This window comes from Corallococcus interemptor, from assembly GCF_003668875.1.
Taxonomy (GTDB): domain Bacteria; phylum Myxococcota; class Myxococcia; order Myxococcales; family Myxococcaceae; genus Corallococcus; species Corallococcus interemptor.
The window spans coordinates 1-389 of the sequence record NZ_RAWM01000442.1; the positions used below are offsets into that span (position 1 = coordinate 1).

Below are 389 nucleotides of genomic sequence, written 5' to 3' on the forward strand. Positions count from 1 at the left end.
CCTCTGGCAGTGCATCCTGAATGTCCAACTCGACACATTGCACAAGCCATGTTTTCCCGCTTCTTCTGCGATCTTCAAGAAACTTCCTCCCGGAAGTACTCTGGCTGCCAAAGATGGGCAGGAATTTAAGTTTGACCCAAACCGGAAAGTCAGTAGGTAATTCCTGTCGGGGATCAAAGTTTATATCCCATAGCTGTATGGTTAACCCTGAGTTTACCATAAACCAGGCCGGGTGCTCCAATACTCTATAGCGATCTTGTTCTGAGTCAACATTCGCCATGAAGTATCCCCGGATAGACGCATATTTCCTGTGAGAATTCGCCGGTCTACCCATTCCCTTAATAGATTCATTCCAAAACACTTCCCTCCTATGGCTCTCTGTCTTAATT

1 protein-coding gene is annotated in these 389 nt (G+C 46.3%); it reads right to left on the reverse strand.

From position 1 onward, the window contains the following. Positions 1-280, reverse strand: a 280-nt coding sequence (locus tag D7X96_RS41965) for a DUF4283 domain-containing protein (protein WP_158626694.1), incomplete at its 3' end; no start/stop codon positions are given. Between the last annotated feature and the right edge of the window lie 109 nt (positions 281-389).